Source organism: Candidatus Alistipes pullistercoris, from assembly GCF_027665465.1.
Taxonomy (GTDB): domain Bacteria; phylum Bacteroidota; class Bacteroidia; order Bacteroidales; family Rikenellaceae; genus Alistipes_A; species Alistipes_A hominis.
The window spans coordinates 227,919-240,475 of record NZ_JAQDED010000003.1; the positions used below are offsets into that span (position 1 = coordinate 227,919).

A 12,557-nucleotide genomic window follows, 5' to 3' on the forward strand; every position below is an offset into this window, starting at 1 on the left:
TTGTTTGTTTTTTTATCTTTGCCGAGGTTTAGATATACAAAATAAATGAGTACAATTGAAGATTCCAATATCGAGTTGTTCGATATAGACAGCAAGAATATAAAGCAAAGAAATCCTTTCAGCTATCTTAATCAAAATGGATTTCTGCTTTGTAAAAGAGGAAAAATTTCTCTTATAATGGACGAACGGCTATACAATGTGGAAAAAGGCGATTTGTACATATATCCGGCATTCTCGCTGACGCAAATCCATAGTGTCAGCGATGACCTACAGGGAGTGGCGGGAACGGCGGATTTCAATTTCATATTTTCCTCGCTCGATTCCATATCCGACACTCAAAGTCATATTTATATACGTTTCCATCCTCTTGTTTCTTTGACGGTTGAACAATTGCAACGTATAGAGGAAATCATTTGGTTTGTCCGTAAAAGGAAAAATATCCAGACCCAATTGGGGACACAAATCGTGTTATCGCTTGTTCAAGCCTTTTGTTACGAAGTGATAGATGCCTATATAACCAACAAATCGATGCAGTCTATGAAGCAGACTCGCAAGGACAAGACTTTCCAGAACTTTCTCGTTTCACTGTATCAGAATTTCCATATTCACAGAAATGTACAGTTTTATGCAAAGCAACAAGGCCTTACGCCCCGCTATTTCACGACATTAATTCATAAGGTATCGGGCAAGACACCATCTCAATGGATTACGACGTTCGTCATCATAGAAGCCAAACGTTTATTGTCCAATCCTAAGATAAGCATCAAGGAAACATCATGCAAATTACATTTTACCGACCAGTCTTTTTTCGGGCGCTATTTTAAGTTGTATGCAGGCTGTTCTCCGTCTGAATATAAAAACGCTACATTTAAGAGGAATTGTAGTATGGATTTGTAGATGTCCAAATATAAACCGATAGGTACAAGAAACAAGAATTTGCCGGCAAGAGTATTCAGCGAATGAGAATGACAACGGGCAGGTTTCGACGCCTGCCCGTTTCTTTGTTCGGTTCAGTTCAGAAGCCTGTCCTTTCGGTTTTGAGGAACAGCTCGAAGTCGGTGATGAATGCGGGAGCAAGCTCTTCCAAGGCAATGGCGCTGACTTTATAGCGTTCTTCGATGGAACTCCGCGAGGTGTTTATACACGGTGCAGTATTTCCAATAACTGTGCAGACTTTTGAGCTTGCCCGCCTGCTTCTGGTAATCCTCGTTGTGCTGACGGAATATCGCTAACAAGGTTTCATGGTTCATACCTAACGTCGAAAATCCTTTATCCGAACCGAAGTAGCGGGATAGTAATGCAACTCCGGTCTCACTTGGCTTTTCAAAGGTTTCGCTTGGCTTCTTTGTCCTCGCAGTCTGTGTTTTCTCTAAACCCTTTGTTTACAACCTTCTTGCCTCTTTCAGCCTACTATCTCGTTTTTTTCCGTACCTTTGTCCTAAATCACTAACCCGTTTGTATGCAGATTTTCCGAAAAGTTCTGGTCGTTTTTTTATTGCTGGGAACCGCCGCTGTCTTGCAGGCGCAGGAACTTTCTTCGCGGCAAACCGCAACGAACGATTCTCTGAAATTGCGAAGGGATGAAAAAGGAGGAGTCGCCGGTATGGCCGATCCGCAGAAAACTTCGGCGTCTTTCCCGTCCGTCAAGCAACTAACCGGATCGTTCCAGCAAGAGTCGGCGTCCGATATCGATGCGTTTCAGGATACCGTCTCCCGTCACAAAAAGAATTTCATCGCCCGCATCATCGATTATTACGGCCGGTCAAACGTGGACCGCACCTTCGAAAAGAAACTCGACTGGAGCATAGCGCCCGGTCCGAATTATTCGTCGGACGTGGGTTTCGGTATCGGATTCCTGATAGCCGGCCTGTATCGGCTGGATCGAACGGATTCGACGACGATGCCTTCCAATTTTGCCGTTTACGGAAACGTAACGACCCAGAAGTTCGCCTTGCTGCGTGTCAGCGGCACCAATATTTTCAAGCAGAATCGTTATCGTGTCTCTTATTCCGGGGCGATGGTCTATTTTCCCGGCGCTTTTTACGGCGTGGGTTACGACGCCGGAAAAGCGGGATACGTGCAGGAGCTGACCACGACGATGTATAAAGTCCGTGCGAGCGGCGGCGTTCGGATCGCGCCGAAGGCTTACGCCGGGATGACTTTCAGTCTGGACTATACGGGAGCCAAATCGAAAAAGTCCTCCGCTACCGAACGGTCGTTCCTCTATTACGAATCGGTGGTGGATAAGGTGCTCCAGGAGTCGGGCGGTACGATCGGCGGGGCGCAGGAGGCTTACGACCGTCTCGACGCGCAGGAAAAAGCGGTTTTCAACGGTTATTCCTACGGAGACGGGAAACGGTTGTACGATGCGTGGCGCAACGGTTATTACGATCCCGCGAAAGCCGATCCGTTCGACAACTATGTCGGATCGACCGGCGAAAATCCCAATGCGATGAATGTCGGTTTGGGGGCCTTCTTGCAATACGATTCGCGCGATGTGCTGACCAGTCCGTACAAAGGTATTTTCTTTAATCTGGATATCAAATATTTCCCGAGATGGCTCGGCAATTCGCTGCATACGTTCGGGAAGATACAGGTTACCTTCGACTGGTATCAGAAAACGTGGAAAGGGTGCGTGTTGGCTTACGACCTTTACGGGAATTTTACGATGGGAGTGCCGTCCTGGCACATGTATTCGTCGCTGGGCGGCATGGAGCGCATGCGCGGTTATTACGAAGGGCGCTACCGCGACCGGAACTGCGTGATGACGCAGGTCGAATTGCGCCAGCGGGTTTACCGTCGCCACGGGGTGGCCGCGTGGATCGGTGCGGGTAACGTTTGGGGCGTCGATTCTTTTGCCTGGAATCATACGCTTTGCAGTTTCGGCGTCGGTTACCGTTTCGAATTTAAAAAGCGGATGAACATCCGGTTGGATTACGGTTGGGGCGCGCACGGCAATCCGAATTTCCACTGGGACAAAAAAAGGTGTACGGCTTTCCTGTTTACCGCATCGGAAGCATTCTGATCCGGCGGAATATGCGCGGGCGAGATTCGTAAATACGATCCCCGGGAAACGGAATCCTGTTTCCCGGGGATCGTCGGTATTGCGGCGCGCCCGGCGGGACGACCGGTTTCCGTCTACGGAACGGAGTTATCGGTCCGCGTCTTTTTCCATTTCGGCAGTCAGCTTGGCTTTCCATTCGTCCGGCATTTCGAAAGAGTGCTGCTCGTCGAAATTGTAAGCCACCATGACGGCCGTGCATTCGGTCTTGATCTGTTCAGTCTCGGAGTTGATGAGCTGGTGGTGCAGCGTGAAGCTTTTGTTACCCACCCGGATGATTCGGGTGCGTACGGCGATCGGCTCGTCGCGGCGGGTCTGGACGAGGTAGTTCGTCTGGCTTGCAACGATGATCAGTCCGGCCGTTTTCCAGTACGGAGTCAGGCCGAGCACCTGCTTGTAAAAGTCGCACTTCCCGAGGTCGAAATAGTGCTGTTGATTGACGTTGTTGACGTGCCCCAGTACGTCGATGTCGGCGAAGCGCATTTGTATTTGTGTCTCTATCATAGGCTTTATGGTCTGATGATTTCAATTTCTCCGTTCGCGCCGACCTTGACGATCGACGATGCTTTTCCGGTGGGACGACCTTCCCACGCGCGGTCGATCACCAGATCGACGCCGTCGACGATCTCCTTTGCGATTTCGCTGAACGACATTGGGGACGGTTTGCCCGAAATATTGGCCGAAGTGGAAACGAGCGGTCGATTCAGTTTATGAATCAGTTTGTTGCAAAATTCGTGATCCGGAATACGGATTCCCAGCGTCCCTTCGTCCGGAATCAGATTCGGGGCGACGGCGCAGGCTCCGGGCAGGATCAGCGTCAGCGGTTTGTCGGCTACTTCGTACAACTGCCACGCCACTTCGGGCACTTTTTGGATGTATAGCGATACTTTGTCGATCTGGTCGAGCAGTACGAGCATACTCTTTTTGTTGACGCTCTGTTTGAGGTCGTAGATGCGCGCGACTGCCTGTTCGTTGGTCGCGTCGCATCCGATCCCCCAGACCGTATCGGTCGGATAGAGGATGACCCCCCCCCTTCGGAGGACTTCCAGCGCCTGATAAATCGAATCTTCAGCCATGTTTTACATAATTTGGAATCGCACAAAAGTACGCTTTTTTTTGTCTATTTTTAAAAAAGAGTATAGCTTTGTACCTCTAAAAAATGAAAACGAACAAAACATATTATGGGAAGAGCATTTGAGTATCGAAAAGCACGCAAACTGAAAAGATGGGGCAACATGGCCCGTACTTTTACCAAACTGGGAAAGGAAATCGCGATTGCCGTGAAGGCCGGAGGGCCTGATCCGGCGGGTAATACCCACCTCAGAGTGCTGATTCAGAATGCAAAAGCCGCCAATATGCCGAAAGAGAACGTCGAACGCGCGATCAAACGGGCCACGTCGAAAGAGATGGGCGACTACAAAGAGATGGTGTACGAAGGATACGCTCCGTTCGGGATCGCGATGATTGTCGAGACGGCGACCGACAATACGACGCGTACCGTAGCTAACGTTCGCAGCTATTTCAACAAGCTCGGCGGTTCGCTCGGGACTTCGGGATCGGTGTCGTTTATGTTCGATCACAAGTGCGTTTTCAAAACTCCGGTGAAAGAAGGGATGGATATCGAAGAGCTGGAACTCGAACTGATCGATTGCGGCGTGGACGAGGTGTTCGTCGATGGTGAGGAAGTGGTGATCTACGGGGCGTTCGAATCGTACGGAGCCATTCAGAAGTACCTGGAGGATAACGGTTACGAGATTATCAGCGGGGAGTTCGAGCGAATCCCGACCGACACGAAGGAGGTGACCGAGGAGCAGCGCGCTACGGTCGAGAAACTGATCGAGAAACTGGAAGAGGACGAAGATGTGGCAAACGTTTACCACAATATGAAAGAGGCCGAAGGCGGCGAGGAGGAGTAGCTTTCCGGTTTTGGCGAAAGAGACGACGAAAAACGGTTGCGGATTTCGATCCGCGACCGTTTTTTGTTGTGATTTTCAGTTTTTATGACCAACTTGCGGCAACCGGAGGATTTTCGCTTTTACGGATTTTTTGGAAGAAGCGGTACTTCGGTATTAACGGATCATACGATGAGGATGTCGAAAATAATTTCTTGTCTGGCGATGCTTTCGGTGACGGCATGCGCTTGCAGCCCTTTACAGGGAGAGAATGTGAAAAAGGTGGATATTTGCGTTTACGGCGGAACCTCGGCCGGCGTCATAGCCGCCTATACGGCCCGGCAGGCCGGGAAGAGCGTTCTGCTGATCGAGCCGGGGCGCCATCTGGGCGGAATGAGTTCCGGAGGGCTGGGATATACCGATATCGGGAACAAATACGTCATCCGGGGCCTGGCGCTCGATTTCTACCGTCGGCTGGGCCGGCATTACGGCAAGCTCGAACAATGGATTTTCGAACCGAAAGAAGCGGAAGCCGTTTTCAACGAGTACATCCGCCGGGCGGAGGTGGAGGTGTGGTACGACAGCCGGATCGTCCGGGCGGCCAACCGGGGCGGAGTGATCCGGAATATCACGCTCGAAAACTCCGTTTCGCCGCGGTCGTCGCCCCGTAGAACGGTACGCGCAAAGGTATTTATCGATTGCAGTTACGAAGGGGATCTGATGGCGCGCGCCGGGGTTTCCTACACCGTCGGTCGGGAAGGTAATGAACGGTACGGCGAAACCTACAACGGGGCGCAGCGGATGAACGGACATCAGTTTCCCGACGGGATCGACCCGTATATCGTCAGAGGGGATAGCGCCAGCGGATTGCTGTACGGCATCAATCCCGATCCGATCCTGCCCGACGGGACGGGGAACAAAAAAGTGCAGGCCTATAATTTCCGCATCGCGCTTACCGATCGTCCGGAGAACCGGGTTGAAATCACCCGCCCGGACAACTACGATCCGCAGCGGTACGAGTTGCTGGTACGGTTGAAGGAGAAGCTTCCGTGGAAAACGCCTTACGATGTTTTTATCTGGAGCAGAATGCCGAACGGCAAGACGGATATCAATAATTCCGGCGGTTTTTCGACCGACGTGATCGGTGAAAACTGGAACTATCCGGAAGCGGATTACCCGGAGCGCGAACGGATTCGAAAATTCCACGAGGACTACACGAAAGGGCTTCTCTATTTTATCGGACACGATCCGCGCGTCCCCGACTCCATCCGCCGGGAGATGCTGCGGTGGGGATACCCGAAGGACGAATATACGGATAACGGGCACTGGACGCACCAGATGTACGTACGCGAAGCGCGGCGTATGATCGGCCCCGTCGTGATGACCCAGCACCATTGCCTGGGCGAGGAGACGGTGACCGACGGCATCGGCTGGGCCGCCTATACGATGGATTCGCACAATTGCGACCGCCACGTCGTGAACGGCATGGTCAAGAACGAGGGTAATGTCGAGATCGGAGGGTTCGGCCCCTACCCCGTTTCGTACCGGGCCGTTACGCCGCGGGCCGAAGAAGCCCGGAACCTACTGGTTCCGGTATGCCTGTCCGCATCGCACATCGCTTACGGTTCGATCCGCATGGAGCCGGTATTCATGGTGTTGGCGCAGTCGTCGGCCATAGCGGCCTGTCAGGCGATCGACCGGTGCGGAGGCTGCGTGCAGCGTGTCGACGTTGCGGCCGTGATGGATGAATTTGCGGGCAATCCGCTGGCGGATGGTAGCCAGCCCGAACTGTTCGTCGATAACAGCGATGCCGAAAACGTCGTCGTCAGCGGCGATTGGAAAACGGAGAAAAACGCCTGGTCGGCCTACGGGCCGGATTTCCTGTCGGACGATTCGAAGGGGACATTTCCCAAATCGTTGCGATACGTGCCGCGGCTTCCGGCCGGAAACGAATACGACATTTATGTCTACTTCCCGAAAGTGGGCGGAGCGACTACGCATACTTTGATCCGGGTTTTCGACGGGGCGCGGCGGTACGACCGGAGGATCCGGTCGTCGGACGTGGTCGTCGAAGGACAGACCGGCGGCGAATGGGTGCGTATCGGCCGCTATCGGCTGCCCGAAGGCCGGAAAGGGTATGTGGAGATTTCGAACGAAGAGGCGGACGGCATAGTCGTCGCGGATGCCGTATTGTTCATTCCGGCCCGGTCGGAGAACTGATCCCTTGCTTCCAAATAAAAACCGCGGCGCATCTGAAAATAGATGCGCCGCGGTTTTGTTCGCCGGTAAGTTTACGCCAGGCCGTCCTCTTTTTTCTGGCGTTCGTAGGAGCCGATGATCAGCCGGATCGGCTGGTCGTGTCCGAAATAATTCCATACCCAGCCCCAGAATACTTTCAGCTTGCCCTGGATGCCGAGCAGGAACATGATGTGGATCGTCGACCAGACGACCCATGCGGCAAAACCGCCGAAACGGATCTTTTTCCATTCGACGAAAGCCCTGTTGCGGCCGACGGTTGCCATGACGCCGTAATTGCAGTAGCGGAACGGTTTCATCGGGCGTCCTTTGAGTCCGGCCAGCAGGTTTTTCCCCAGACGTTTTCCCTGGGAAATTCCGACGCGGGCCAGTTGCGGGTGTCCGTTCGGATACTCCGCGTCGTCGTGCATCGCGGCGATGTCGCCGATGGCGAAAACGTCGTCGTACTCTTTGACCCGGTTGAAAGCGTCCACGCCGATCCGTCCGCCGCGTTCTTTGGTTTGCTGTTCGAGGCCCGGAACGGCGCTGCACCGGATGCCGCTCGTCCAGATCAAGTTCTGGGTCGGGATGCTCTCCCCGTCGTCGAAGATCGCGCAGCCGTCGACATAATCGGTCACTTTCCGGTTCAGCATCACTTTGACGCCTTTGCTGTCCAGGGTTTTCAGCGCTTCAGCAGAGGTCTGTTCCGACATGGAAGAGAGCAGGCGTCCCAGTCCTTCGATCAGGTAGATGCTCATGTGCGACATGTCCAGCCGCGGGTAATCCCTCGGCATCACGTAACGTCTCATTTCGGATAGCGCTCCGGCGATTTCGACCCCCGAAGCGCCTCCGCCCACGATCACCACGTTCAGCCGCGAGATGCGTTCGGCGTCGGAAGAGGCCGTTACGGCGATCTCGAAATTGCGGAGTACCCGGTTGCGGATATTCAGCGCGTCGGTGATGTTGGACATCGCCAGTGCGGTGCGCTTGATATTTTCGATCCCGAAAAAGTTCGGAACGCAGCCCGTGGAGATGACCAGGTAGTCGTAGCGGATGTCTCCGACCGTGGTGTACAATCGCTTTGCAGTCGCGTCGACGCGTTCGATATAGGCCATCCGGAAGTAGAAGTCGTTCCATCCGTGGAACATTTTCCGGAACGGGAATGCGATATCGCCGACATTCAGCGCCGAACTGGCCACCTGGTACAGCAGCGGCTTGAACATGTGGTAATTGTGTTTATCGACCAGCACGACCTGCATACCGCTGCGGCGCAGGGTACGGATCAATGCGAGGCCGGCGAATCCGCCGCCCACGATGACGATGCGTTTTTTGTCGGTATCGGGAATGTTCGATGACATAGTTTTGGTGTTTAGCGTTTGACAATGGCGGTAACGACCTATCCGGCAAATAGAATACCGAAAATGCAAAATGAGCCGGTTTTATGAATAATTTACCGGGAAGGGACGGCCCTACCCGATTTTTTTCAGTCCGAGTTCGGCGGCCTGCCGTTCCATGTAGGCGTAAGCCTGGTCGTAGTCGTTGGCGATTACGCCGTCCAGAATGGCGTCTTTGATGGCGCTCTTCAACTCGCCGACCGCCCGGCAGGGTTTCAGTCCGTAAATCTGCATGATTAGCTCGCCCGAGATCGGCGGCTGGAAATTACGGATCCGGTCTTTCTCCTCGATTTCGCGCAGTTTGACTCGTACCAGCTCGAAATTTTGTAAGTAACGTTTGACCTTGGCGTCGTTGGCCGAAGTGATGTCGGCTTCGCAGAGGGTCATCAGGTCGTCGATGTCGTCGCCCGCTTCGAACAGCAGCCGCCGTACGGCCGAGTCGGTTACGACGTCTTCGGCGAGGATGATCGGCCGCAGGTGCAAAAAAACCAGTTTCTGGACATACTTCATCTTCTCGTTCATCGGCAGTTTCAACTCCCGGAAGATCGCCGCGACCATTTTCGATCCGACGACTTCGTGCCCGTGGAACGTCCATCCCGTTTTCGGGTCGTAGGCTTTGGTTCTCGGTTTGCCGATGTCGTGCAGCAGCGCCGCCCAACGCAGCCAGAGTTTGTCGGTATGACGGGCTATGTTGTCGAGCACTTTGAGCGTATGCACGAAGTTGTCTTTGTGGGCGTGTTTCCCGACCCGTTCGACGCCTTTGAGCCGCGACAATTCCGGAAAGATCAGCGGCAGTAACCCGCAGCGGTCGAACAGGTCGAATCCGATCGACGGAACCGGCGACAGCAGGATCTTGTTCAGTTCGGTTACGATGCGTTCTTTCGAGACGATCGAAATCCGCTCGCGGTTGCGTTCGATCGCGTCGAAAGTTTCCGGTTCGATGTCGAAACCCAGTTGGGCGGCGAAACGTACGGCCCGGATCATCCGCAACGGATCGTCCGAGAACGTCGTGTCCGGATCGCACGGGGTTCTGATCAGCAGTCGCTCCAAGTCGCCCGTTCCGTCGAACGGGTCGATCAACTGCCCGAACGTATCGCCGTTCAGCGAGAAAGCCATCGCATTGATCGTAAAGTCGCGCCGTAGCTGGTCGTCTTCGATCGTCCCGTTTTCGACGATCGGTTTGCGCGAGTCGGCACGGTAGGACTCCTTGCGGGCCCCGACGAACTCCACTTCCCACTTCCCGCAGCGCAGCATCGCAGTTCCGAAGTTCTTAAAGACCGATACCCGGCTGCCGATCTGTCGGCCCAGCGTTTCGGCCACGTCGATTCCGCTGCCGGTTACCACGACGTCGATATCGGTGCAGGGACGCCGCAAGAAGTAGTCGCGGACATAGCCGCCGATCACGAAGGCCTGTAAGCCTTTGGCGTCGGCGATCGCTCCGATTTGTTTGAAAAGGGGATGTCGCAGCGCGTCGTTCATCGTTACCGAAGTTGTTTCAGGTAGAGCTGGATCGTATTTTCGAACCCGAGGTAGATGGCGTCGGCGACCAGCGCATGGCCGATCGACACTTCGAGCAGGTTCGGAATGTTTTCAGCGAAATATTTCAGGTTTTCGAGGTTCAGGTCATGACCTCCGTTGACGCCGAGACCGCAGCGTGCCGCTTCGCGAGCCGTTTCGACGAACGGGGCGATCGCCGCTTCGCGGTCGGCGGCGTAGTTCTTCGCGTAGGGTTCGGTGTAAAGTTCCACGCGGTCGGCTCCGGCTTCGGCTGCGGCCGGGATCATTTCGGGCCGTGCGTCGACGAATATCGAGGTGCGAATGCCGGAGGCTTTGAACCGGGCGATCACTTCTTTCAGAAAGGCTTTGTGCGTGACGGTATCCCAGCCGGCGTTCGACGTGATCGCGTTGTGCGCGTCGGGCACCAGCGTTACTTGGGTCGGGCGGACATCGAGTACCAGATCGACGAAACGGTCGATCGGGTTTCCTTCGATGTTGAATTCGGTCGTAAGCACCGGTTTCAGGTCGTAGACGTCCCGGTAGCGGATGTGTCGTTCATCCGGCCGAGGGTGCACGGTGATCCCTTGGGCGCCGAACCGTTCGGCGTTCAGCGCCGCTTCGACGACGTTCGGAATGTCCCCCCCGCGGGAATTGCGCAGGGTGGCGATCTTATTTATGTTAACGCTTAGCTTTGTCATATTTTTCGCTATTTTTGTGGGCATAAAGTTACAACACTTTTTTGAGTAATTGGAAATCGGATGAATATAGTTTTGTACAGCCGTGCTCAGCCGTCTTTTTCGGCAGAGGATTTGGACTTGCTGATCAATGCGTTGGACGAAACCGGGATGTCCTACCGGATGAACAAAGACTTTGCCGGACTGATCGGGGCGAAGACCGGCCGGACGTTCGGTGCGGAGCAGATTTACCGGGACAGCGCCGGTATCGGGGACGACGCGCGCGTGATGGTCAGCTACGGCGGCGACGGGACTTTTCTGGATGCCGTGCGGTTGCTCGATAACCGTCCGGTTCCGATCGTCGGGATCAATTCGGGACGTCTGGGTTTTCTGGCGAATATAACGAAAGAAAACATGAAGCAGGCGTTCGCCGATATAAAGGCGGGCGACTACACGGTGGCTCCGCGTTCGCTGATCCATGCCGAGGGCGAGTTTACGCAGCAGCCCGGGTTTCCGTATGCGTTCAACGAGTTTACGATCCAGCGGCATGGGCCGAATATGATCTCGACCGAGGTGTATGTCAACGACGAGATGATCGCTACTTACTGGGGCGACGGCGTGTTGGTTTCCACGCCTTCCGGTTCGACGGCCTATTCGCTGAGCGTCGGCGGGCCGGTGGTGGCGCCCGATTGCCGGTGTTTTTTGATTTCGCCGATCGCGCCGCACAACCTGACGATGCGCTCGGTGGTGATTCCGGACAGCAGCGTGATTACGCTGAGGGTGTCGAGCCGTGAAACCGATTTTGCCGTTTCGCTTGACAATCAGAACTACACGGCGCCCAATGGAGTGACCTTCCGGGTGTCGAAGGCCGAAAAGTCGATTTTTTTGGTGCATTTCCAAAATATATCTTTTTACGATACGTTAAGAAATAAAATGATGTGGGGGATCGACAGCCGGGATCTGGTCAAATAGCGTCGACGCTTTCGGAATCCCGTTGTTATTTTGACGGAAATCCCGGTAATAGTGTTATATTTGCACTCTACATTTTAAAACGAACAGATGGATAATCTCGATCCGGAAAATATACCCCGACACGTGGCCATTATCATGGACGGCAACGGCCGGTGGGCGGAAGAACGCGGGCAGGGGCGGGTATATGGCCATATCAACGGCGTGGAGAGTATGCGCAAAGCGATTCGCGCGGCTGTCCGTCGTGGAGTGAAGTTCCTGACCGTTTACGCCTTCTCCACCGAGAATTGGGGGCGTCCGAAAGAGGAGGTGCAGGCGCTGATGGAGTTGTTGTGCAAGTCCCTGTCGAACGAAACCGCCGAACTGAAGAGCCAGGGCGTGCGGATGCGGTTCATCGGGGATGTGGAAGCGCTGGCCGAAGATGTGCGTGCGGCGATTGCGCGCAGCGAGAAAGAGACGCACCGGAACGAGAAACTGACCCTGGTCGTTGCGGTCAATTACAGTTCGCGGTGGGAGATTACCCGGATGGCGCAGAAAATAGCCGTGCAGGTACGCGACGAAGGATTGCAGATTCACGAAATTACGGATCGTACCGTGGCCGACAACCTGGTTACGGCGGGGATTCCCGATCCCGACCTGCTGATCCGTACCAGCGGAGAGCAACGCCTGAGTAATTTTTTGTTGTGGCAGTTGTCTTACAGCGAGTTGTATTTTACGGAAACCTATTGGCCCGATTTTGACGAGTCTGAATTCGATAAGGCGATCGCGGAGTATCAGAAGCGGGAGCGCAGATACGGAATATTGATGAAAAAATAACCCTTGTTACACCAGTACA

At 54.2% G+C, this 12,557-nt stretch carries 11 protein-coding genes and 1 pseudogene; 6 read left to right on the forward strand and 6 right to left on the reverse strand.

Translation table 11 applies throughout. The features are described from left to right. Positions 1 to 45 precede the first annotated feature (45 nt). The gene (locus PGR91_RS06585) at positions 46 to 897 is read left to right on the forward strand and encodes an AraC family transcriptional regulator (RefSeq protein WP_101570612.1); all 852 of its coding nucleotides are present in this window, start codon (positions 46 to 48) and stop codon (positions 895 to 897) included. Positions 898 to 1,027: 130 nt separating this feature from the next. On the opposite strand, the pseudogene PGR91_RS06590 reads toward PGR91_RS06585, so the two are convergent. Next, positions 1,028 to 1,256, reverse strand: a pseudogene (locus PGR91_RS06590) (phage integrase SAM-like domain-containing protein); the annotation flags it as partial. A gap of 203 nt (positions 1,257 to 1,459) precedes the next feature. On the opposite strand from PGR91_RS06590, the gene PGR91_RS06595 reads away from it, so the two are divergent. Beyond that, positions 1,460 to 3,025 carry a hypothetical protein gene (locus PGR91_RS06595; protein WP_118656608.1) on the forward strand — a complete coding sequence of 522 codons (1,566 nt, stop codon included), beginning with the start codon at positions 1,460 to 1,462 and terminating at the stop codon, positions 3,023 to 3,025. 126 nt (positions 3,026 to 3,151) lie between these two features. Here the strand turns inward: PGR91_RS06595 and PGR91_RS06600 are convergent, their stop codons facing one another. Further along, positions 3,152 to 3,565, reverse strand: a complete 414-nt coding sequence (locus PGR91_RS06600) for an acyl-CoA thioesterase (RefSeq protein WP_118656610.1) — start codon at positions 3,563 to 3,565, stop codon at positions 3,152 to 3,154. 5 nt (positions 3,566 to 3,570) lie between these two features. Next, positions 3,571 to 4,137, reverse strand: coding sequence for an L-threonylcarbamoyladenylate synthase (locus PGR91_RS06605; protein ID WP_118656612.1), 567 nt, complete (start codon positions 4,135 to 4,137; stop codon positions 3,571 to 3,573). A 105-nt stretch (positions 4,138 to 4,242) separates the two neighbouring features. Between PGR91_RS06605 and PGR91_RS06610 the strand changes: the two genes are divergently transcribed. Then, entirely contained in the window at positions 4,243 to 4,977 is a 735-nt protein-coding gene (locus tag PGR91_RS06610; protein WP_055204200.1) for a YebC/PmpR family DNA-binding transcriptional regulator, read from the forward strand. A gap of 174 nt (positions 4,978 to 5,151) precedes the next feature. Beyond that, entirely contained in the window at positions 5,152 to 7,173 is a 2,022-nt protein-coding gene (locus PGR91_RS06615; protein WP_118656614.1) for an FAD-dependent oxidoreductase, read from the forward strand. 71 nt (positions 7,174 to 7,244) lie between these two features. On the opposite strand, the gene PGR91_RS06620 is transcribed toward PGR91_RS06615, so the two are convergent. From PGR91_RS06620 to PGR91_RS06630, 3 genes are all read right to left on the reverse strand, one after another. Then, entirely contained in the window at positions 7,245 to 8,546 is a 1,302-nt protein-coding gene (locus PGR91_RS06620; RefSeq protein WP_118656616.1) for an NAD(P)/FAD-dependent oxidoreductase, read from the reverse strand. 111 nt (positions 8,547 to 8,657) lie between these two features. Continuing rightward, positions 8,658 to 10,061 carry a CCA tRNA nucleotidyltransferase gene (locus PGR91_RS06625; protein WP_055204207.1) on the reverse strand — a complete coding sequence of 468 codons (1,404 nt, stop codon included), beginning with the start codon at positions 10,059 to 10,061 and terminating at the stop codon, positions 8,658 to 8,660. Positions 10,062 to 10,063: 2 nt separating this feature from the next. Further along, a complete protein-coding gene (locus tag PGR91_RS06630; RefSeq protein ID WP_118656618.1) occupies positions 10,064 to 10,777 on the reverse strand; it encodes a pyridoxine 5'-phosphate synthase in 714 nt (237 codons plus the stop codon). A 60-nt stretch (positions 10,778 to 10,837) separates the two neighbouring features. Between PGR91_RS06630 and PGR91_RS06635 the strand changes: the two genes are divergently transcribed. Together PGR91_RS06635 and PGR91_RS06640 are read left to right on the forward strand one after the other, a co-directional pair. Next, complete coding sequence (locus PGR91_RS06635) at positions 10,838 to 11,725, forward strand: NAD(+)/NADH kinase (RefSeq protein ID WP_055204211.1); 888 nt, start codon at positions 10,838 to 10,840, stop codon at positions 11,723 to 11,725. An 87-nt stretch (positions 11,726 to 11,812) separates the two neighbouring features. Beyond that, positions 11,813 to 12,538, forward strand: coding sequence for an isoprenyl transferase (locus PGR91_RS06640; protein ID WP_055204213.1), 726 nt, complete (start codon positions 11,813 to 11,815; stop codon positions 12,536 to 12,538). The last annotated feature ends 19 nt before the right edge of the window (positions 12,539 to 12,557 follow it).

Excerpts from the sequence above, each read along its gene's own strand:
- PGR91_RS06615 (WP_118656614.1), top strand. The coding sequence starts at position 5,152 with ATGTCGAAAATAATTTCTTGTCTGGCGATGCTTTCGGTGACGGCATGC.
- PGR91_RS06600 (WP_118656610.1), bottom strand. The coding sequence starts at position 3,565 with ATGATAGAGACACAAATACAAATGCGCTTCGCCGACATCGACGTACTG.
- PGR91_RS06635 (WP_055204211.1), top strand. The coding sequence starts at position 10,838 with ATGAATATAGTTTTGTACAGCCGTGCTCAGCCGTCTTTTTCGGCAGAG.
- PGR91_RS06610 (WP_055204200.1), top strand. The coding sequence starts at position 4,243 with ATGGGAAGAGCATTTGAGTATCGAAAAGCACGCAAACTGAAAAGATGG.
- PGR91_RS06640 (WP_055204213.1), top strand. The coding sequence starts at position 11,813 with ATGGATAATCTCGATCCGGAAAATATACCCCGACACGTGGCCATTATC.
- PGR91_RS06595 (WP_118656608.1), top strand. The coding sequence starts at position 1,460 with ATGCAGATTTTCCGAAAAGTTCTGGTCGTTTTTTTATTGCTGGGAACC.
- PGR91_RS06605 (WP_118656612.1), bottom strand. The coding sequence starts at position 4,137 with ATGGCTGAAGATTCGATTTATCAGGCGCTGGAAGTCCTCCGAAGGGGG.
- PGR91_RS06620 (WP_118656616.1), bottom strand. The coding sequence starts at position 8,546 with ATGTCATCGAACATTCCCGATACCGACAAAAAACGCATCGTCATCGTG.
- PGR91_RS06630 (WP_118656618.1), bottom strand. The coding sequence starts at position 10,777 with ATGACAAAGCTAAGCGTTAACATAAATAAGATCGCCACCCTGCGCAAT.
- PGR91_RS06585 (WP_101570612.1), top strand. The coding sequence starts at position 46 with ATGAGTACAATTGAAGATTCCAATATCGAGTTGTTCGATATAGACAGC.
- PGR91_RS06625 (WP_055204207.1), bottom strand. The coding sequence starts at position 10,061 with ATGAACGACGCGCTGCGACATCCCCTTTTCAAACAAATCGGAGCGATC.